The organism is Mesorhizobium sp. BR1-1-13 (assembly GCF_020165515.1).
Classification (GTDB): domain Bacteria; phylum Pseudomonadota; class Alphaproteobacteria; order Rhizobiales; family Rhizobiaceae; genus Mesorhizobium.
Window position 1 is genome coordinate 890,360 of record NZ_JAIUIH010000001.1, and the last position, 17,644, is coordinate 908,003.

General features: G+C 64.5%; 24 protein-coding genes. 8 read left to right on the forward strand and 16 right to left on the reverse strand.

Annotated features, from left to right (window positions below; genetic code table 11):
* Positions 1–73 precede the first annotated feature (73 nt).
* Genes ureG through LB533_RS04405 form a run of 7 tightly spaced genes read right to left on the reverse strand, consistent with a single transcriptional unit; the run spans position 74 to position 4,153 of the window.
* The gene (gene ureG / locus LB533_RS04375; RefSeq protein WP_140639263.1) at positions 74–715 is read right to left on the reverse strand and encodes an urease accessory protein UreG; all 642 of its coding nucleotides are present in this window, start codon (positions 713–715) and stop codon (positions 74–76) included.
* Complete coding sequence (locus LB533_RS04380) at positions 712–1,152, reverse strand: DUF3995 domain-containing protein (protein ID WP_224676732.1); 441 nt, start codon at positions 1,150–1,152, stop codon at positions 712–714. The genes ureG and LB533_RS04380 overlap by 4 nt, the downstream gene beginning before the upstream one ends.
* Positions 1,149–1,820 (reverse strand): urease accessory protein UreF, encoded by a 672-nt coding sequence (locus LB533_RS04385; RefSeq protein WP_224676733.1) that lies wholly within the window; start codon positions 1,818–1,820, stop codon positions 1,149–1,151. Before LB533_RS04385 ends, LB533_RS04380 begins: the two co-directional genes overlap by 4 nt.
* Positions 1,813–2,385 carry an urease accessory protein UreE gene (ureE, locus tag LB533_RS04390; RefSeq protein WP_224676734.1) on the reverse strand — a complete coding sequence of 191 codons (573 nt, stop codon included), beginning with the start codon at positions 2,383–2,385 and terminating at the stop codon, positions 1,813–1,815. Before ureE ends, LB533_RS04385 begins: the two co-directional genes overlap by 8 nt.
* On the reverse strand, positions 2,382–2,987 hold the full coding sequence (locus LB533_RS04395) for a glutathione S-transferase family protein (RefSeq protein WP_224658994.1): 606 nt from the start codon (positions 2,985–2,987) through the stop codon (positions 2,382–2,384). Before LB533_RS04395 ends, ureE begins: the two co-directional genes overlap by 4 nt.
* 45 nt (positions 2,988–3,032) lie before the next feature.
* Positions 3,033–3,626 carry a hypothetical protein gene (locus LB533_RS04400; RefSeq protein ID WP_224676735.1) on the reverse strand — a complete coding sequence of 198 codons (594 nt, stop codon included), beginning with the start codon at positions 3,624–3,626 and terminating at the stop codon, positions 3,033–3,035.
* A 56-nt stretch (positions 3,627–3,682) separates the two neighbouring features.
* Complete coding sequence (locus LB533_RS04405) at positions 3,683–4,153, reverse strand: DUF29 domain-containing protein (protein WP_224676736.1); 471 nt, start codon at positions 4,151–4,153, stop codon at positions 3,683–3,685.
* A 140-nt stretch (positions 4,154–4,293) separates the two neighbouring features.
* On the opposite strand from LB533_RS04405, the gene LB533_RS04410 reads away from it, so the two are divergent.
* A complete protein-coding gene (locus LB533_RS04410; protein ID WP_224676737.1) occupies positions 4,294–4,737 on the forward strand; it encodes a hypothetical protein in 444 nt (147 codons plus the stop codon).
* 6 nt (positions 4,738–4,743) lie between these two features.
* On the opposite strand, the gene ureC is transcribed toward LB533_RS04410, so the two are convergent.
* Positions 4,744–6,456 carry an urease subunit alpha gene (gene ureC, locus LB533_RS04415; protein WP_411970874.1) on the reverse strand — a complete coding sequence of 571 codons (1,713 nt, stop codon included), beginning with the start codon at positions 6,454–6,456 and terminating at the stop codon, positions 4,744–4,746.
* Positions 6,457–6,623: 167 nt separating this feature from the next.
* Between ureC and LB533_RS04420 the strand changes: the two genes are divergently transcribed.
* Positions 6,624–6,992, forward strand: coding sequence for a hypothetical protein (locus LB533_RS04420; RefSeq protein ID WP_224676738.1), 369 nt, complete (start codon positions 6,624–6,626; stop codon positions 6,990–6,992).
* Positions 6,993–7,124: 132 nt separating this feature from the next.
* A complete protein-coding gene (locus LB533_RS04425) occupies positions 7,125–7,613 on the forward strand; it encodes a hypothetical protein (RefSeq protein WP_224676739.1) in 489 nt (162 codons plus the stop codon).
* 80 nt (positions 7,614–7,693) lie between these two features.
* Here the strand turns inward: LB533_RS04425 and LB533_RS04430 are convergent, their stop codons facing one another.
* From LB533_RS04430 to LB533_RS04450, 5 genes are read right to left on the reverse strand one after another with little or no spacing between them, the layout of a single operon-like run.
* Positions 7,694–7,999, reverse strand: a complete 306-nt coding sequence (locus tag LB533_RS04430; RefSeq protein WP_224626274.1) for an urease subunit beta — start codon at positions 7,997–7,999, stop codon at positions 7,694–7,696.
* A gap of 5 nt (positions 8,000–8,004) precedes the next feature.
* Positions 8,005–8,598 carry a HupE/UreJ family protein gene (locus tag LB533_RS04435; protein ID WP_224676740.1) on the reverse strand — a complete coding sequence of 198 codons (594 nt, stop codon included), beginning with the start codon at positions 8,596–8,598 and terminating at the stop codon, positions 8,005–8,007.
* A 33-nt stretch (positions 8,599–8,631) separates the two neighbouring features.
* Positions 8,632–8,886 (reverse strand): DUF1272 domain-containing protein, encoded by a 255-nt coding sequence (locus tag LB533_RS04440; protein ID WP_224676741.1) that lies wholly within the window; start codon positions 8,884–8,886, stop codon positions 8,632–8,634.
* Positions 8,887–8,896: 10 nt separating this feature from the next.
* On the reverse strand, positions 8,897–9,199 hold the full coding sequence (locus tag LB533_RS04445; RefSeq protein WP_015314510.1) for an urease subunit gamma: 303 nt from the start codon (positions 9,197–9,199) through the stop codon (positions 8,897–8,899).
* Positions 9,200–9,227: 28 nt separating this feature from the next.
* Entirely contained in the window at positions 9,228–10,070 is an 843-nt protein-coding gene (locus LB533_RS04450; protein WP_224676742.1) for an urease accessory protein UreD, read from the reverse strand.
* 202 nt (positions 10,071–10,272) lie between these two features.
* Between LB533_RS04450 and LB533_RS04455 the strand changes: the two genes are divergently transcribed.
* The 3 genes from LB533_RS04455 to LB533_RS04465 all read left to right on the forward strand — a co-directional run bounded on the left by LB533_RS04455 (position 10,273) and on the right by LB533_RS04465 (position 12,633).
* A complete protein-coding gene (locus LB533_RS04455; RefSeq protein WP_140491308.1) occupies positions 10,273–10,527 on the forward strand; it encodes an acyl carrier protein in 255 nt (84 codons plus the stop codon).
* Positions 10,528–10,531: 4 nt separating this feature from the next.
* On the forward strand, positions 10,532–11,740 hold the full coding sequence (locus LB533_RS04460; RefSeq protein WP_224676743.1) for a beta-ketoacyl-[acyl-carrier-protein] synthase family protein: 1,209 nt from the start codon (positions 10,532–10,534) through the stop codon (positions 11,738–11,740).
* A gap of 188 nt (positions 11,741–11,928) precedes the next feature.
* Entirely contained in the window at positions 11,929–12,633 is a 705-nt protein-coding gene (locus LB533_RS04465) for a glutathione S-transferase family protein (protein ID WP_224676744.1), read from the forward strand.
* A gap of 42 nt (positions 12,634–12,675) precedes the next feature.
* Here the strand turns inward: LB533_RS04465 and LB533_RS04470 are convergent, their stop codons facing one another.
* The 3 genes from LB533_RS04470 to LB533_RS04480 all read right to left on the reverse strand — a co-directional run bounded on the left by LB533_RS04470 (position 12,676) and on the right by LB533_RS04480 (position 14,932).
* Complete coding sequence (locus tag LB533_RS04470) at positions 12,676–12,993, reverse strand: hypothetical protein (protein WP_224676745.1); 318 nt, start codon at positions 12,991–12,993, stop codon at positions 12,676–12,678.
* Positions 12,994–13,088: 95 nt separating this feature from the next.
* Positions 13,089–13,700 carry a nucleoside triphosphate hydrolase gene (locus tag LB533_RS04475; protein ID WP_224676746.1) on the reverse strand — a complete coding sequence of 204 codons (612 nt, stop codon included), beginning with the start codon at positions 13,698–13,700 and terminating at the stop codon, positions 13,089–13,091.
* Between the two features lie 128 nt (positions 13,701–13,828).
* A complete protein-coding gene (locus tag LB533_RS04480; protein WP_224676747.1) occupies positions 13,829–14,932 on the reverse strand; it encodes a hypothetical protein in 1,104 nt (367 codons plus the stop codon).
* 221 nt (positions 14,933–15,153) lie between these two features.
* On the opposite strand from LB533_RS04480, the gene LB533_RS04485 reads away from it, so the two are divergent.
* Positions 15,154–16,047 carry a D-alanyl-D-alanine carboxypeptidase family protein gene (locus LB533_RS04485; protein ID WP_224676748.1) on the forward strand — a complete coding sequence of 298 codons (894 nt, stop codon included), beginning with the start codon at positions 15,154–15,156 and terminating at the stop codon, positions 16,045–16,047.
* Positions 16,048–16,737: 690 nt separating this feature from the next.
* Positions 16,738–17,644 (forward strand): DUF1003 domain-containing protein (locus LB533_RS04490; protein ID WP_224676749.1); only part of this gene is annotated, 907 nt, incomplete at its 3' end.

The following is a 17,644-nucleotide window of genomic DNA, read 5'->3' on the forward strand; positions in this document are numbered from 1 at the left end:
AAATCCTCCGGGTTTTAGGAACAATGCCGTGCCCTGCTTGTGCCCGCAACCGGTTTCGGTTGGTGCAGCCGGCTCACGCCGCTGTGCTTGCGGCGGTCCCGAGCCTCAAGCCGCCATGCTCGACGATGAAATCGATCACCTCCCGCAACCCCTTGCCGCGCGACAGGTCGGTGAAGCCGAACGGCCGCTTGCCGCGCATGCGGGCGGCGTCGCTCTCCATCACGTCGAGATTGACGTTCACATAGGGTGCCAGGTCGCTCTTGTTGATGATCAGGAAATCGGAACGGGTGATCGCCGGACCGCCTTTCCGCGGGATCTCCTCGCCCTGGCAGACGGAGATGACATAGAGCGTGAGGTCGGCGAGATCCGGCGAAAAGGTGGCGGCAAGATTGTCGCCGCCGGATTCGATGAAGATGATGTCGAGATCGGGGAATTTGCGGTTGAGCTCCGCGATCGCCTGCAGATTGATCGAGGCGTCCTCGCGGATGGCGGTGTGCGGGCAGCCGCCCGTCTCGACACCCACGATGCGCTCCTCCGGCAGCGCCTGCAGCCGCGCCAGCATCATGGCGTCTTCCCTCGTATAGATGTCGTTGGTTACGACGGCGATGGAGAATTCCTCGCGCAGCGCCTTGCAGAGCTTTTCGGTGAGCGTGGTCTTGCCCGAACCGACGGGGCCGCCAATGCCGATGCGAAGGGGACCGTTGGCCTGTGTCATGTCGGGAACTCCGTGATGGCGAGGACTGCGAAGCCGAGCCCGATCAGCAGGCACAGCGGCGAATAAAGGCTGATGTCGAGCCGGGCGAAAGGCTGTTCCGGTGCCAGCCGGCGCCACCAGGGCGTGAAGCCGGCAATGCCGCGTCCGAGAAACACCAGCCCGATCAGCAGCGCGGTGGCGGCGAGGCCTTCTCTGGGAAAGGGCGAGGCAAACACGCCCTCCAGAGCCATCGGCCAGAGCGTCGCCAGCGCCAGGCAGGCGGCGACGGCAAGGCAGGCGAACGGCGCCGGCATCTCGTCGACGCCGCGAAAGCCGACCACCGCATGCGCGCAGGACGCCGCATCCTTGCCCGGCCATATCCCGCCAATGCCCCAATAGACATGCAACGCGGTGATCACCAGCAGGACGAAGGAGAGGATAAAGGCAAGGACGATCATGAGCGGAACAATCGCGAATACTGGGTTTCGTGCGTCATCGCCATGACATCGGAGACGAAGGCACAGCCGCCGAGATCGTCCAGCGTCGAGCGGGATGCGCGGGCGGCGGTCGCCAGGGCCAACGGCTCGAATCCGGCGAGCAAACTGGTCGCGCCGCTTTGTCCGACGACACCCAGCCGGATCGCGGCCTGGACGAGGTTGGAGAAGAAGGCATGCAGGAAGGCGCACAGCGCGTCCTGAAGCGCGATACCATTGCCGCCGGCAACAGCGCCGACGGCGACGCAATAGGCACACTCCGCCGGCACGCGCTCCAGCGCGGGAGTGGGCCAGGCGGCGGCTGCTTTGAGGAAAGCCGCACCTTGCAAAATTGTCTCGGCATGGCGTTCGCGCGACCCGGCCAACGCCTCGGCCAGTGCGGCGACTTCGGCCAGATCGCCGCCGTCGCGGGCGTTGCGCCAGCTCTCCGCGAACAGCACGGCGTCGTTCCAGGCGGAGCCCATCTCGACCAGCGTTTCAAGCCATCCGGCGAGGCTCGCCGCATCGGTCACCAGCCCATCGTGCACGGCGCGCTCAAGCCCATGGCTGTAGGAAAAGCCGCCGACCGGAAAGACCGGCGACAGCCATGCCATCAATCGCAGCAGGGCGATGCCGGATGGCTGGTCAGTCATGATGATCATCGTGATGATCGTGGTGGTCGTGCGAATGCGAATGGCTGTGCGAATGCGCTTCGGCGTGGCTGTGGGCGTGCGCATGGCCGTGGTCATGGCCGCCGGAATAGGCGCCGCGCACCGGTTTGAACGGTTCGGAAATCTCGCTCACCGTGGCCCCGAGCCCCTCCAGCATCGCCTTGATGACATGATCGCGCAGGATGAGGATGCGCTCCGCCTCTATCGCCGCCGCGAGATGGCGGTTGCCGATATGCCAGGCAAGCTCGGCCAGATGCACGGCGTCGCGGGCGCGGATATCATAGACCTCCTCCGGCGCCGCGATGATCTCGACGTAGCGGCCGTCTTCCAGCACCAGCCGGTCGCCGTCGTTGAGCGCGACGGGCTCCGGCAGGTCGACCAGCACCTTGCTGCCGTCGGACAATTCGATCGCCCGGCGGCGCAGATGCCGCTCGTCATGGGCAAGAACGGCTCGACCGGATGGCGCCGTGGCGCCGGCATTGCCGGAGGTCAGCACCGAGATGGCGCGCGGGAACTTGGTGAAGTCGATGTTGAGGTTGAGCTTCATTTCATGGCTCCGCCATTGGCTTGCGCCCGGGCACGGGCAGGGCGTGAAAGCACGCGGTCGAAATATGCGTTGACGCGTTCGGATTCTATTGGAAAGCGGCCGGCTCTGGCCCAGCCGCCCATGTCGCCGAGCAGCACGTCGACAGCCGAGAACCGGTCGCCGAGCGCGAACGGCTTGTCGCCCAGTCGGCGGTCCAGCGCCTTGACCTCGGAGGCGAAATCGTAAGCGGCCGCGGGGCCGACATCGACCCGGACCTCCCTGGGCAGCAGGAAACGGTGGCGCAATTTGTTCCACAATGGCGCTTCCAGCTCGGACTGGGCGAAATGCATCCAGGAATCCATTTCGGCGCGGCCTGCGAGGCCGGGACTGGCGCCCATGCCCTTATCCGCGTGCTTATCGGCCAGATAGACGCAGATCGCCGCCGAATCCGTCAGCGTCAGCTCGCCGTCGATCAGGATCGGCACCTTGCCCGAGGGATTGAGCGCATAGGCTTCGGGCGAGCGCAGGGGAATTTCGACGAATTCATAGGCCTGCCCGAGTTCTTCGAGCATCCACAGAACACGGCTGACCCGGGATCCACGCGATCCGACGGCCTTGTACATGGTTGAACCCTGCCTTTCCCGGTCAGCCTAGAGCATCCGCGACCGTCATACGATCGTGTCGAAGAGCCGCAGGATGAACGATATCTGATAGATCAGCGCCGCCGCGACGAAGGCGATGTGGAACCGGCGGTCGCGCACCAGGATCGCGACGATGCACAACGCGACGAAGACTGGCGTGCGGAACAGATACTCGCTGCCGAAGCGGGCGAAATGCTCCGGCCCCTTCAGCAGCGTGTCGATCACGTCGAGCAGGTAGGTCGCGGCCAGCAGGCCGAAGAACCAGGCGCGGCGCGAATAGAAGAAATCCTCATAGCTGGTGTAGTCGAGCATCGAATCCGGAAACAGCAGCGCGCAGAGCAGGAACAGGGTGATGGCGTAGAAGATGATGAACAGGTACTTGCCGAACGTCCAGGTTTCGATGGCGTAGAGGCCGAACTCCCACCACCAGAAATGCACCAGCATCAACAGCACCGAAGCGACCCAGGCCAGATGCACCATATAGAGCCGGTATTGACCGGGATGCTGGACGATGCGCGCCACCCCCGACAGCAGGCGCGCGACGCCGAGCCCGATCACCATGCCCATGACAATGCGGATATGCGGGAAGATGTCGTGGGGCGAAGCTATTTCGGTGGCCATGGGCCTCAATAAGCAAAGTGGCGGGGGAACGCGGGTGTGGATTTATGGATCGATCATCAGTCCCGCAGAAAATCGTCCGTCGAGAGCGGGCTGCCCGGCCAAAATCGCCCTTCGAGCGCCTCTTTGGCCGTGAACGGCGGTTGGCTTGGAAAATGCGCCTTCCGCAAGCCGGTCTCTCTTATTGCGACAGGCAACGCATCCTTATAGGTTTGCTCAAAAACCTGAGCCGGATATCGGCGAAGGCTTGGACTGTCCTTGATGATGTTAGCGATCCAGATGCGCTGCTCGGAAATCGATGACTGCCAACTGTGAGATCTGTGGCCTGGTTGAAATTCCCATTTCAGAAGGTGTACGATCAGCACCTCCATACGGCTCCGGATTTCTCTTTTGTCGCTCCGCCCCAAGCTTTCGATCTCCTCGGCAAGATTCTCTCGATCAAGGTCGGAGAGACGACCTTCGCGCAGCAACGCGCTCTGTTCGGTGCTCCATTGCACGAAGTCCGTTTCGTAGGGCGTGAGGGCCCTCAAGCGATCAATCCTGTTCATAGGCGCATAATGCCTCAGTTTGGAAGCAATCGCAAAACTCCGCGAAATCTCCAAATAGAGATTTACGGAGTTTAAAAACTCCTATATCTCTGTTGCCAACTGGTCAGGTGGAGGCGTCGCCGATGCGAACAATCGACGTTTCCGTTGACGTTTTTGCGCTCATTTGGTCGAGGCGGCAGGACGGAGAGGAAACTGAGGATCAAATTTTACGACGGATTCTCGCAGGCGGCATGAGAGAAAACCCTCCAAACAGAGAGGTCGGGGCCCGGCACGTGATCACCTCAACCAACTCTGGTGTGACCGCCAATTCCAAATGGTGGGAAGTGATTGAATATTCTCTTGTGAGATTGGGTGGAGAAAGCAGTCTCGGAGAAATTTACAAGACTGTGGAACAAATTTCCAATGAAATTGGAAAGCGGACGCCTCCATCTTTGGAAGCAGCCATTCGAGGTACACTCGAAGACAATTCCTCGGATTCGGATCGCTATAAAGAAGTTCGAGATGTATTTGCGATGCCCAGAGGAAAACACGCGGGATATTGGTCTCTCAGAAACCGCAAGCGATAGCATAGCTCAAAACAGAAAATACCGCTGCGCCATCGGCAGCACCGTCGCCGGCTTGCAGGTCAGCAATTCGCCATCGGCACGAACCTCGTAGGTCTCGGGATCCACCTCGACATGCGGCGTGGCGTCGTTGAGAACCATGGAGTGCTTGCCGATGCCGCCACGCGTGTTTTCGACGGCGACGAACTGCTTGTCGACGCCGAGCCGGCCGTGCAGACCGGACTCCAGTGCCGCCTTCGAGACGAAGGTTACCGACGAGTTGGTCCGCGCCTTGCCGTAGGCGCCGAACATCGGCCGGTAGTGCATCGGCTGCGGCGTCGGGATCGAGGCGTTGGGGTCGCCCATCGGCGCCGCCGCGATCATGCCCCCGATCAGCACCATATCAGGCTTGACGCCGAAGAAGGCCGGGTTCCACAGCACCAGGTCGGCGCGTTTGCCGACGGCGACCGAACCGATCTCCTTCGACAGCCCGTGCGCGATGGCCGGGTTGATCGTGTATTTCGCGATGTAGCGGCGGACGCGGAAATTGTCGTTGTCGCCGGTTTCCTGCGGCAGCGAACCACGCTGGCGCTTCATCTTGTCGGCGGTCTGCCAGGTTCGGATCGCCACCTCGCCGACGCGGCCCATCGCTTGTGAGTCCGAGGAGATGATCGAGAAGGCGCCGATGTCGTGCAAAATGTCTTCCGCCGCGATGGTCTCCTTACGGATGCGGCTTTCGGCGAAGGCGATGTCTTCCGGGATCGACGGCGACAGATGATGGCAGACCATCAGCATGTCGAGATGCTCGGCCAGCGTGTTGACCGTGTAGGGCCGCGTCGGGTTGGTCGAGGACGGGATGACGTTGGGCAGGCCGCAGACCTTGATGATATCGGGCGCATGCCCGCCGCCGGCCCCTTCGGTGTGGAAGGCGTGGATGGTGCGGCCCTTGATCGCCGCCACCGTGTTCTCGACGAAGCCGGATTCATTGAGCGTATCGGTGTGGATCATCACCTGGACGTCATGGTCGTCGGCGACCGACAGGCAGCAGTCGATCGCGGCCGGCGTGGTACCCCAGTCCTCATGCAGCTTCAGCGAGCAGGCGCCGCCCAGCACCATCTCCTCGAGTGCGGCCGGCAGCGAGGCATTGCCCTTGCCGGAAAGGCCGATATTCATCGGGAAAGCGTCGAAAGATTGGATCATCCGCGCCATGTGCCAGGGCCCGGGCGTGCAGGTGGTGGCGAGCGTGCCATGCGCCGGGCCGGTGCCGCCGCCGAGCATGGTGGTGATGCCCGACATCAGCGCTTCCTCGATCTGCTGCGGGCAGATGAAGTGGATATGCGCGTCGAAGCCGCCGGCGGTGAGGATCTTGCCTTCGCCCGCGATGATCTCGGTGCCGGGTCCGATGATAATGGTGACGCCATCCTGCGTGTCCGGGTTGCCGGCCTTGCCGATTGCCGCGATGCGGCCCTCCCTGAGGCCGATATCGGCCTTGAAGATGCCGGCGCTGGCGTCGATCACCAGCGCATTGGTGATAACGGTGTCGACCGCTCCTCCAGCGCGGGAGACCTGGCTCTGGCCCATGCCGTCGCGGATGACCTTGCCGCCGCCGAATTTCACCTCTTCGCCATGAAGCGTGAAATCCTTCTCGACCTCGATGAAGAGTTCGGTATCGGCAAGCCGCACCCTGTCGCCGGCCGTCGGGCCGTACATCTGCGCATAGGCCGCGCGGGTTATTCTGGCCATCAGTGATTGCTCCCGAATTGCGGTGCTGGTGAAACCGCGCTGCACATTGCTGCCATCCAATGGTCACGCAATGACCCGCTGGCCGACACCTTCTGATCCCATTTGGCGGTTGAGGTTGGAGGGTCACCCCAACACGACCGTTTGCCAAATCGATGGAAGGAAAATCCATGCGCAAAACGATAGTTCTCGCCGCTGCCGCCACCCTGATGCTGGCGGGCGCCGCCAGTGCCCAGCAGCAGCCCGCGCAACAGCCCGCCCCAGCAGCGCCGGCCCCCGGCGGGCAGCAGGCCGCGCCGACGATCCAGAGCGTCAACATCGTCGACATCACCGAACTGCCGAAGGACACCCAGACGCAGGTCAACCAGGTGATCGCCCAGCGCGGCGACGAGGGCCTGCAGAAGCTGCGCAGCTCGATCGATGCCACGCCAAAGGTCAAATCCGCCCTTCAGGCCAAGGGTATGACCTCGGCGCAAGTGGTCGCGGCCAGTATGGAGCCCAACGGCGCCCTGACCCTGATCACCAAGAAGGCGAGCTGACGGCGCGCCTGCGCGGCGGGCCGTCGTCCGGTCCGCCCGCGCTATCTGGAAGGGAACCTTGGCCGGGCAGGAGCCGTTTCGTTTCATCGGCGCTGAACGGCGCCGCGAAATGAACCCGTCCAGGAGCGAGCGATGGCGATCAACACCGGCAAGAGACGGCTCCATGCCTTTGCCTCCATGGCATTGCTGGTGGCAGGCAGCCCCGGAGCCTCCCTTCACGCACAAGGGCTCGAAAGCCCCGAGACCGTCAACCGGATCATCGGCTCGGACGTCAAGCAGGAAGAAACCAGGAGCGATGCCGAAGCGGGCAAAGTCGCCAGGGCGATCGACCGGACGCGTGAAAACATCGGCACGGTGCGCAAGACATCCAAGCTCGACAAGGTCGATATCGTCTTCCTGACCGATGCCGCGCGCACCGAAGGCGGTCCGCCGCCGGCGATCGAGACCAAGGTCAAGCAGCATCAGGACGACATTGCGGAGCTGCGCAAGGAGATCGAGGCCAACGCCCTGCTGTTCAACGCCATCGACTCGCGACGCGTGCTTGCGCAGGATGTTCTCGCCGTGGAATTCGACGACCCCGGAAAGATCGTTATCTATGCGGCGGCCAAGCCGTCCGATTGAGCCGAGGGGACAGCTCGCTTTCATGCTCGCCCGAAAGCCCTTTGCGGTCTTTGCACGCCGCGCATGAGACGCCATCGGCCTCACAGTTTGCCCATCACCTTCTGCTGAAAGCCATAGACCTCGCGCTTGCCGCCCAGCGGCACCAGCGTGACGTCGCGCTCCTGTCCGGGCTCGAACCGCATGGCGGTGCCGGCGGCGATGTCGAGGCGCATGCCGCGCGCCCGTTCGCGGTCGAATTTCAAACCCTCATTGGTCTCGAAGAAATGATAGTGGCTGCCGACCTGGATTGGCCGGTCGCCGCTATTGGCCACTTTGAGCGTAGCCGTCGGCAAGCCTTTGTTCAGGTCGATGTCGCCGTCGGCGGGAATGATTTCACCGGGTATCATCGTCGTCACACGGCGCCGAAAACGAGGCCGAACCCGATCGCCGTGCAGGCGGCACCCGCGGTCCGCACGAGCCCGCGAAATCGCCTGCCGAGGCCAGGCCTTGCGGCGATGCCGGCGGCGTGCAGCAGCGCCGTGGCGACGGCAAAGCCGGCCATATATTCAAGCCCTGCGGCATTTTCCGGCACTTCGGTGCCATGGGCGTGGCCATGAACCAGCGCGAACGCGCCGATGATGGCGACGCCGGCCATGACGGGAAGATCGACGGCCAGCGCCACGAACAATCCGAGCGCCACCACCGACGCCAGTATGCCCGGCTCGACGAAGGGCAGCGGCACATGCAGCATGCCGAGCGCGCCACCAGCCAGCATGACCCCCACGAACGCGGCCGGCCAGGCCCACATGGCCTTGCCGCCTTTCTGTGCCGCCCACAGGCCGACCGCGACCATCACGGTCATATGATCGAGGCCGGAGAGCGGATGCATGAAGCCGGCGGTGAAGGAGGAGGTCGTGCCGGCCCCGACATGGGCATAGGCGGGCATTGCGGCCGCTAGCAGCAGGATCGCCGAAAGGGCTGTTCGTTTCATCGGTGCTGAGATCATCGGCATGTCTTCCCTATGAGGATCGTCCGGCATTCACGCGGCTTTGGCCGGGGAGCACCCTTCGGCCTTGAGAACCCGCTTGGTCGACGCCGGATACTTCTTCAGCATTGCCGGCGGACGGATCGGCCGCGCCGAAAAATTGCCGCCGCAATTGGGGCAGGTGCCGCCGAGCAGGTTTTTCGCGCAATCGGCGCAGAAGGTGCATTCGAAGGTGCAGATCAGCGCATCCGTCGCCTCCGGCGGCAGGTCCTTGTCGCAGCATTCGCAGTTCGGGCGCAGCTCAAGCATGTTTGTCTCCTCACCGTATCGGCTCATGCACGGTCACCAGCTTGGTGCCGTCCGGGAACGTCGCCTCCACCTGCACGTCATGGATCATCTCGGCGATGCCTTCCATCACCTGGGCGCGGCTGACGACGTGGGCGCCGGCTTCCATCAGCTCGGCAACCGGGCGGCCGTCGCGGGCGCCTTCGACGACGAAGTCGGTGATCAGCGCGATCGCCTCCGGATGATTGAGCTTGACCCCGCGCTCCAGCCGCTTGCGCGCCACGATCGCCGCCATGGCGATCAGCAGCTTGTCCTTTTCCCTCGGCGTCAGGTTCATGCGTTTCCCTGAAATGATGCGGACACGATCACAGTGACCATATTTTGGGCAGTCCCGCCTTTCCGTTGAGCAAGCCGACGAGCGGAACCAGATGCTGGCGCAGCCGGTAGCCGTCGCCGGTATAAAGCCTCGCAAGAAGCTTGCCAGATTCCTGCACGCTCCAGGCGCTGGCGCCGCCCTGGCCGCCGATGATCTCCCGAACCGGATCGAGAAGCGCTTCCGCCCGCGGCGAGATCAGCAGCACCGTCGCCATCGCGACGGCGCCGCCGGCAATCGGCGGGCGCGCCAGGGTCGCGGCGATGTCGGGCCCGACGCGGAAATCCTCGGCATGGATGAGAGCCCCGCCCTGGCGGACGCGCCAGCGGTCATGAAAGCCGCCCTGGATCGCGCGTTCGCCCATTGCCGTCCGGCCGAAGACCGTCGCTTCCAGCACCAGCGCCTCGGCGCCGGCGGCAAGGTCGAGGTCGAACGTGCGGGCAAAGGCCGATCGGTCGAAAACGATGGTTTCCTGCGGCAGCCAGGCGATGCGGCCGTTTTCGCCGACCCTTAGCCGGACGCTGACTTCGGCCCGGTCGGATGCGGCGCGATAGATTTTTTCGCAGGCCTGGGTCGTTATCGTGGCGCTGGCATGCGCGCCGACATCGATCTCCCAGCCGAGGCGGTCGCCTCCGGTCAGCCCGCCCGCGGTGTTGATCAGCACGGCTTCCAGCGGGCCGCCGGAAACGGCCGGCATCCTTATCTTGGCGGAACCGTCCTGATAGAGGCGGCGCAGCCGTGTGCGGCCGTCCTGACTGGCGCAGACGAGCTGCGCAAGTCCGGCCGCCCGCTGCGCCGGCGGGGCCGAAAATCCGGTATGTACGATCGTATCCACGCCGTCAGGTTAAGCACCGCGGCGGTTTTGTCGATATATAGCTTGTTGCTTGATGGCGTTTCCGTTTCTATAGAGGGAGCCACCTTGGTACGCTCATGCGACGCCTGGCGGGGGTCTAAGGCGACGGTCGCGGCCTGATATCGAGGACAAAAAGGCGCTGTTCAGTTGGCGTCGGGAAACGACAAAGTGGGGAAGAGACCGAATGGCTGACCAACTGGCGACCGAAATCATCGAAAAGATCAAGGCTCATGCCGAGCCGGGCGGCGAGGAGATCACCACCAGCACCGAATTGACGGCGCTCGGCATCCATTCGCTGGAACTGACCGAGATCATCTTCGATCTCGAGGAGCAGTATGGCATCGAGATCGAGATGAACACGGTCGATGCCTGGAGCAACCTGAAGAATGTTGGCGATATGGTCGAGGCCGTTCGCGCGCTGATCGCGAAAAAAGCCTGACCGGATGCACAAGCGCGTCGTCATTACCGGCATCGGCGGGCTGTGTGGTCTGGGCACCGATGTGCAGGCCATATGGACCGAGATGCGGGCCGGGCGCTCGGCGATCGGTCCCATCGACAACCCGTTCCTGCACGATTTGAAGGTCAAGATCGGCTGCGAGATCAAGGCGCTGCCCGACCATGGCATCGAGCGCAAGCAGCTGGTGTCGATGGACCGTTTCAGCCTGTTGGCGGTGATTGCCGCCCGCGAAGCCTTACAGCAGTCCGGCTTGGCCCCCCATGCGGACAATACTTACCGCATGGGCGCCGTTATCGGCATCGGCGTCTGCGGCTTCGAGACGGTCGAGGAGAACTACCGCGCCATCCTGATCGAGGGCAAGAATCGCGCCGGCATCTTCACGGTGCCGAAGGTCATGCCGGGTGCCGCCGCCGGCCAGGTCAGCATGCATCTCGGCCTGCGTGGACCGGTGTTCGGCGTCACTTCGGCCTGCTCGTCGGCCAACCACGCCATCGCATCGGCGGTCGACCAGATCCGGCTCGGCCGCGCCGACGTCATGGTCGCCGGCGGCACCGAGGCGCCGCTGGTCTGGGGCGTGCTGAAGGGCTGGGAAGCGCTGCGCGTGCTGTCGCCCGACACCTGCCGGCCGTTTTCGGCCGATCGCCAGGGCCTGGTGCTCGGCGAAGGCGCCGGCATGGCGGTTCTGGAAAGCTACGACCATGCGGTGGCGCGCGGCGCTAACATCCTCGCCGAAATCGTCGGCGCCGGCCTCTCGGCCGATGCCTCCGACATCGTTGCGCCGACCATAGAGGGGCCGGAAGCGGCGATGCGTTTCTGCCTGGCGGACGCCGGGCTCAATCCCGAGGACATCGACTACCTCAATGCGCACGGCACCGGCACCAAGGCCAATGACCAGATCGAGACCGCCGCGATCAAGCGCGTCTTCGGCGAGCACGCGCGCGCGCTTTCCGTCTCCTCGACCAAGTCGATGCATGCCCATTGCCTTGGCGCCTCGGGTGGGCTGGAGATGATCGCCTGCGTCATGGCGATCCGCGAGGGCGTGGTGCCGCCCACGGCGAATTTCCGCGAGGCCGACCCCGATTGCGATCTCGACGTGACGCCGAACGTCGCGCGCGAGCGCAAGGTGCGCGCCGCCATCAGCAACGGCTTCGCCTTCGGCGGCACCAATGCGGTGCTGGCCTTCAAGGCGATCTGATCCCGGCGATCATGCTCCGCCCGGCAGGTCTCAATCCTCCGGCTCCCGATTGCCGGCATCATTCGATTTGTTGACTGTGCGTGCACGGCCAAACGTCTGCCGCCGCATTGATCGTGCCGGGGCTTACGCCTAATTCCTTGCCGACCCGCCAAGCCCGCGCCGCTCGGTGCGAATCCCAGGAGTTCTCGATGGCCGACCTGTCCGCCTTTCCAATCACCGCCCGCTGGCCGGCCAGGCATCCGGACCGGATCCAGCTCTATTCCGCGACGACCCCGAACGGGGTGAAGATATCGATCGCCCTGGAAGAGATCGGCCTGGCCTACGAGCCGCATTATGTGGACATCGGCAAGAACGAAAGCTGGACGCCGGAATTCCTGTCGCTCAATCCCAACGGCAAGATACCGGCGATCATCGATCCGAACGGTCCCGACGGCAAGCCGATCGGCCTGTTCGAGTCCGGCGCCATCCTGCTCTACCTCGCCGACAAGACCGGCCTGCTCGTCCCGGCGGACGCGGCGCGGCGCTACGAGACGATCCAGTGGGTGTTCTTCCAGATGGCGGCCGTCGGCCCGATCTTCGGCCAGGTCGGCTTTTTCCACAAATTCGCCGGCCGTGAGATCGCCGACAAGCGGCCGCTGGAGCGCTACCGCGATGAATCGCGCCGCCTGCTCGGCGTTCTCGACGGCAGGCTGAAGGGCCGCAAATGGATCATGGACAATGACTATACCATCGCCGACATCTCGCTCATCGGCTGGGTGCGCAACCTGATCGGCTTCTATGAAGCGCGCGACCTCGTTGGCTTCGATGATTTCGTCAGCCTGGCGGCATGGCTGGAGCGCAGCCTGGCGCGGCCGGCAGTGCAGAAGGGCCTGACCATTCCGGCAAAGGCCTGAAGCTGCCAGCCGCCCTGGGCGGCGGAAATGTCGTAGGCTCGGCTATTTCGCCTTGGCTTTCGAGCCGCCTTTGCCCATCACGGAAGCCGCCAGCGACGCGGCGCCGCGCGCTGTCGCCACCACCGCGCCGGCTGCAACGCTCGCCGCCGTGCGAACGGCGCCGGATTTGTCTGGCGCCGGCTTCCGCGCGCTGGCCGGCTTTGCGGCCGCGGCCGCGACCTTCCGAGGTGCGGCCTTGCCGAAGCTGGGCTTTGCGTCCTTCGAACGTTCGGCGATCGCCGGACCAGCGCCGGCTTTCGCCTGCGTCGTCTTCGTCGTCCTGGTCTTGGCGGCCGCGGGTTTTCTTACCTTGGTTGCCATTGCAAAATCCCCTTACGCCGGACAATCGGGTTCCCGGTCATAACGGTGCGAAACCCTTTAAGGTTCCCGCCTACAAATATCGACAATTAAGCAGGTTAACCAATCACCAGGTCGGCCGCCCGGCGCCGCGCCAGCACGCGTTCGATGTTGGGCATGTCGTTGGAGGCGATCCAGGCGCGCGCATCCTCCTCGGAGCGGCCATGTTCGTGCCAGCGCTCCATCAGCCGGCGCTCGAGTTCGTTGCGCGGCACCTCGACGAAGATCGAGAAATCGAACAGCGGCGCCAGCCGCGACCACGGCTCCTCGTCAAGCAGCAGATAATTGCCCTCGACCAGAATGAATTTGGTCCCCGCGCCGATGATCGCCGCCGCGGCGCGCGACAGTTCCATGGTGCGGTCGAACACCGGGATGGCGATGTCGGGCTCTCCCGCCCGGATGCGCTTCAGAAGCGTCTCGAAGCCGCCGAAGTCGAACGTATCCGGCGCCCCCTTTCGCGCGCGTAGCCCGCGCTGGTTGAGAACGATGTCGTCATAGTGGAAGCCGTCCATCGGCACGACCTCAACGGCGCCTTCCGGCAAGAGATCGTGCAGGCTCGCCGACAATGTCGACTTGCCGGCCCCCGGCGGTCCGGCAATGGCGACGATGAAGCGCCTCGCCTTGCCGGCGCGCTTGAAGATGGTGGCGGCGAGATGGGCGATTTCGGACATGGGAGCCTCGCGTGCCCTGATGGATGGCGCGACCGCTATTCTGGCGGCACTCGGCGGAAATTTCAAACCGGCATTTTGGGTAAGGAACGGCGGTCGAATGTCAAAAGCGGGGCGTTCGAAGCATCCACTCAGCCAGCCGCAGCCTGCCCGATGCGCAGGAAATCGCTGTCGAAGAGCACCTCCCGCGCCGAGCTTCCGCCCAAGAGCCGCATGCGGCCGTCCGCCGTGGTGACCTCTTGCGGCGGCTCGCCGCCCGCCAGCGGCAGGGTACCGATCACATGGCGGAAGGAGACTTGGCGGCCTTCGCCGAGCGCGAACGCCGTCGCCACGCCTTCGCGCGTCAGCCAGTTGTCGCCGATCGAGGCGGCGTGGCCGACGGCGGTGCGCCCGTCCTCTATGCCGAGCACGCCCAGATGCCGGCCGCTCCAGGGCGCGTAGTCGCGGCCGCCATTGCTGAACCACAGCATGGTGACCGGCAGCTCCGCCGGGTTCTTCAGCACCAGGACCAAATCGTCCTCGGCCCGGCGCGCCAGGGCCGTCCAGCCCGGCCCGCCATGATCGGCCTCGACCAGCGTGACGAAATCCTCGCGGCGGTCATCCATGCGGTAATCCGTCAGGTCGAGCGTGCCGCCGCCGGCGGCGGGAAAATGGCCGAGATCGCTGGTGCGCCCGGGATAGGCGAGCAGGAAGCGGCCGCGCGTGGGATCGGGCTCCAGCGGATCGGCGGGCGAGGCGGCGAAGCGTTTTGGCGAAAAGGCCAGCCGGCCGCCATCCGTCATCGCCGTCATCGGATGATGGGCGACGGAGATCGCGCCGTGGCCGCCGGAAAACACATGTTCCTGATAGAGGAAGGCATGGCCGTCGCGCAGCGTCAGGATCTTGTCGACGGTCGCGCCCATGACCTTGCGGCGCAGCCGGAAAACGGCTCGCCAGCCGCCGTCAATGGCGCTGCTTTCGGTGACGTCCCAGGCGCTGTTGGCCGGCCAGCCATGCAGCGGCGCTTCCTCGACGTCGCTGCGCGAAAACGGCGCGCACAGGAAATCGCCGGACAGCCGCACCGTGCCCTCGGGCAAGTCGGCCGGCAGCGTATCGCGTGGCGCGCCGACCCAGGGTGCGCGGTGCAGCGGCCGCAGCCGGCGCCCGCCATCCTCGACCACCATGTCGGCGATATGGCCGACCGTGGTGTCGAGCGAAACCGAAATGCCGCGTGCCTTGAGGGTGACCGTATCCATGGCGCTCTCATCGAATCCGAAAGCGCAACAAGAACCGTTCGCCACCGGATGCGCAAGCACCGCGACCCGCATTTTGCATCAGTGTCGCCTCCCGGCGTGGAATCCAGGCCTTGCGGCGCGTGACAAAGCTGGGGCTACCGCCATTAACCAAATGGACGCGGCTGGCGGGTTACGTTAGCTTCGCCGCATCTCAGCAACAGCCTGACCCGAACAGCTTGCCCTTGTCCAACCAGCGTCGCCTTCCGCTCGTCCAGAGACTTTTCGTCGCCCTTGGCCTGTTGCTGATGGCTGCGGGCTGCTCGACCACGACACCGCCGGACTCTGTGCTGGCCGTGCCGGCGCCGCCGCAGAAATACGCGGCCATCGTCGTCGACGCCGGAAGCGGCAAGCAGCTGTTCGAGGTCAATTCGAGGGCGCCGCGCTATCCGGCCTCGCTGACCAAGATGATGACGCTCTACCTCCTGTTCGAGGCGATGGAGAGCGGCCGCGTCTCCAAGGAAACGCAGATCCCGGTCTCCGACCACGCGGCCTCGCAGCCGCCGACCAAGCTGCGCTTCCGGCGCGGGGAAACGATCGACGTCGATTCGGCCATCCGCGCCATCGTCGTCAAGTCGGCCAATGACGTGGCGGTGGCGGTGGGCGAATATCTCGGCGGCTCGGAGGAGCAGTTCGCCGCCATGATGACGTCGAAGGCGCGCCAGCTCGGCATGACCAGCACCGTTTTCCGCAACGCCTCGGGCCTGCCCGACGGCGGCCAGGTCACCAGCGCGCGCGACATGGCGGTGCTCGGCATGGCGCTGCACCAGCGCTTCCCCCAGCATTTCCACTATTTTTCCGAGAGCGACTTCATGTTCCGCGGCCGGCTGGTGCGCGGCCACAACGACATGCTCGGCCGCGTGCGCGGCGTGAACGGCATCAAGACCGGCTATATCAGGGCTTCCGGCTTCAACATCGTCACCTCCTACGAAGCCGACGGCCGCCAGCTGATCGTGGTGGTGATGGGCGCCGACAGCGCCCGCCAGCGCAACGACCATGTCGAGGCGCTGATCCAGCGCAGCCTGTCGCCGGCGATAGCCGACGCCCCGACCAGGGTGATGTACGCCGAACAGCAGTGAGCGGGTGAGCTGTCGTCGCCGCTTTCGCCAATCACCAGCGTTGCGAGGATGGCGTCGGCGTCGCGGCGCTCCTTTCTCCCCGTTCTACGGAGAGAGAGATGTCCGGCAGGACAGTGAGGGGCGGCGCCGGCGCTCGAAGGCGGGCGTCGCCGAAACTCGAAACGATTGCCCCGCAAGCTGTGCCAGTCATCCCGATAGGAATTTTTTCTTGACAGGGTGAAGGCAGCTATGCTACTATTCTCGCTATGGTGCTGATTTGCGCCAGCCACCCGCCGCAAGGCGGGTTTTTTGTTGCCGTCGCCAGGGCGCCAGCCAATCACTTCGTCATCCACGGGCGGAGCAAGGAGCGTAGCGACGCGGCGCAGACCCGAGGATCCATGCCGCGACTCGGCAGGCGCCGCAACGGTTCGCAATTCTGCTCCACTGCAGCCAACGTCATGGAATGGATCCAGGCTCCGCGACGGAGCTTCGTCCCCGTTATGGTTTCCTCAGGGGTTGATGACGATTTCATAGAGCCGCCGCCAACCTCGAATGTCTCTTTACCGGGCGAGCCCCGAAAGGCGGCCCGCTGCCCTTCCTGTCACGCAATCGTCCGCAAGACGTGGCATAGGGCTGCTCAAATCCGCCGCGATGCTGGCTAAGCATCGCCGCATCGGTCTATCGTCTTCCACCACGGCAGGAGCCCGCATCATGAGCACCGTTCCCAAGGCATCCGAGCAGCAGGCGGCGGACAATGACAGCGGCGGCGAATATTTTGAGGCGCCGACCACCGGGGAGGACCTGCACGGCGTTTCGGACGAGCATTTCGACACGCCCGAGGTGCCCGACTCCGAGCCGGCCTTGCCCGGCGCCTCGCGGGCCAAGCCCAAGAAAATACCGTCGGCGATCTCCGGCCGCAAATTCCGCAAGCGCGACCTGGTGCGCATCGACGATTTGCGCCCGAGCCTGGCCGACCGCATCCGCTCCGACCATCCGGACCTGCCGCATGGCGCCCGCATCAGCCGCGAGGAGCTCGGCCGCTACCGCATGCGCTACATGGAGGAGCTGCTCCAGCAGGAGCACGGCGAATTTTCCGAGCTCGACCGCCAGGTGGTGGAATCGATCGCCAGGCAGGACACGATTTCGGAAAACTCGGAAGAGGAGTTCGAGGAGCACCGCTCGTTTGCCGACCGCGTCTCCGACAATATGGCGGCCTTCGGCGGCAGCTGGTGGTTCCTGATCTCGTTCGCCGGCGTGCTCCTGGTGTGGATCGCCATCAACCTGTTCGAGGGCTTGAACCGCGCCTTCGATCCCTACCCCTTCATCCTGCTCAACCTGCTGCTCTCCTGCATTGCCGCCATCCAGGCGCCCATCATCATGATGAGCCAGAAGCGCCAGGAGGTGAAAGACCGCCTGCGCTCTTTCAACGACTACCGCGTCAACCTCAAGGCCGAGCTCGAAGTGCGCCATTTGCACGAAAAGCTCGACTACCTCATTTCGCGCCAATGGACGCGCTTGGCCGAGATGCAGCAGATGCAGCTCGACGCCATGCACGAGCTGACGGGAGCGAAGAAGGTCAAGCGGGCGGTGCGGAGGAGGCGGGCGGTGAAGGGTGAGG

Excerpts from the sequence above, each read along its gene's own strand:
- ureG (WP_140639263.1), bottom strand. The coding sequence starts at position 715 with ATGACACAGGCCAACGGTCCCCTTCGCATCGGCATTGGCGGCCCCGTC.
- LB533_RS04380 (WP_224676732.1), bottom strand. The coding sequence starts at position 1,152 with ATGATCGTCCTTGCCTTTATCCTCTCCTTCGTCCTGCTGGTGATCACC.
- LB533_RS04385 (WP_224676733.1), bottom strand. The coding sequence starts at position 1,820 with ATGACTGACCAGCCATCCGGCATCGCCCTGCTGCGATTGATGGCATGG.
- ureE (WP_224676734.1), bottom strand. The coding sequence starts at position 2,385 with ATGAAGCTCAACCTCAACATCGACTTCACCAAGTTCCCGCGCGCCATC.
- LB533_RS04395 (WP_224658994.1), bottom strand. The coding sequence starts at position 2,987 with ATGTACAAGGCCGTCGGATCGCGTGGATCCCGGGTCAGCCGTGTTCTG.
- LB533_RS04400 (WP_224676735.1), bottom strand. The coding sequence starts at position 3,626 with ATGGCCACCGAAATAGCTTCGCCCCACGACATCTTCCCGCATATCCGC.
- LB533_RS04410 (WP_224676737.1), top strand. The coding sequence starts at position 4,294 with ATGCGAACAATCGACGTTTCCGTTGACGTTTTTGCGCTCATTTGGTCG.
- ureC (WP_411970874.1), bottom strand. The coding sequence starts at position 6,456 with ATGGCCAGAATAACCCGCGCGGCCTATGCGCAGATGTACGGCCCGACG.
- LB533_RS04420 (WP_224676738.1), top strand. The coding sequence starts at position 6,624 with ATGCGCAAAACGATAGTTCTCGCCGCTGCCGCCACCCTGATGCTGGCG.
- LB533_RS04425 (WP_224676739.1), top strand. The coding sequence starts at position 7,125 with ATGGCGATCAACACCGGCAAGAGACGGCTCCATGCCTTTGCCTCCATG.
- LB533_RS04430 (WP_224626274.1), bottom strand. The coding sequence starts at position 7,999 with ATGATACCCGGTGAAATCATTCCCGCCGACGGCGACATCGACCTGAAC.
- LB533_RS04435 (WP_224676740.1), bottom strand. The coding sequence starts at position 8,598 with ATGATCTCAGCACCGATGAAACGAACAGCCCTTTCGGCGATCCTGCTG.
- LB533_RS04440 (WP_224676741.1), bottom strand. The coding sequence starts at position 8,886 with ATGCTTGAGCTGCGCCCGAACTGCGAATGCTGCGACAAGGACCTGCCG.
- LB533_RS04445 (WP_015314510.1), bottom strand. The coding sequence starts at position 9,199 with ATGAACCTGACGCCGAGGGAAAAGGACAAGCTGCTGATCGCCATGGCG.
- LB533_RS04455 (WP_140491308.1), top strand. The coding sequence starts at position 10,273 with ATGGCTGACCAACTGGCGACCGAAATCATCGAAAAGATCAAGGCTCAT.
- LB533_RS04460 (WP_224676743.1), top strand. The coding sequence starts at position 10,532 with ATGCACAAGCGCGTCGTCATTACCGGCATCGGCGGGCTGTGTGGTCTG.
- LB533_RS04465 (WP_224676744.1), top strand. The coding sequence starts at position 11,929 with ATGGCCGACCTGTCCGCCTTTCCAATCACCGCCCGCTGGCCGGCCAGG.
- LB533_RS04470 (WP_224676745.1), bottom strand. The coding sequence starts at position 12,993 with ATGGCAACCAAGGTAAGAAAACCCGCGGCCGCCAAGACCAGGACGACG.
- LB533_RS04475 (WP_224676746.1), bottom strand. The coding sequence starts at position 13,700 with ATGTCCGAAATCGCCCATCTCGCCGCCACCATCTTCAAGCGCGCCGGC.
- LB533_RS04480 (WP_224676747.1), bottom strand. The coding sequence starts at position 14,932 with ATGGATACGGTCACCCTCAAGGCACGCGGCATTTCGGTTTCGCTCGAC.